A 231-nucleotide genomic window follows, 5' to 3' on the forward strand; every position below is an offset into this window, starting at 1 on the left:
CGCCGCGCACCGCCGCCGGAGACCTCCAGCCCTCCCTACGCCCTACCCAGCCGCGATGCCGACCTCCGCTTCCCGCAGGGGGCCAGCACGTTTTCCTGCGCGCTGGGGGTGCCGATCAGCCAGCAGGATACGCCGCGCCTCTACCTGCTGCTGCACCGCACCCTCGTCGCTGCGGGCCTGGCCACGTACGCGGCCAAGGACCATTACAAGCGCACACGGCCGTTCGTGTTC

Annotated in this window: 1 pseudogene; it reads left to right on the top strand. The window is 71.4% G+C overall.

From position 1 onward, the window contains the following. Positions 1-231, top strand: a pseudogene (locus tag ACQG3P_RS25060) (acid phosphatase); the annotation flags it as partial.

This window comes from Stenotrophomonas sp. SrG (assembly GCF_050031795.1).
GTDB lineage: Bacteria > Pseudomonadota > Gammaproteobacteria > Xanthomonadales > Xanthomonadaceae > Stenotrophomonas > Stenotrophomonas rhizophila_A.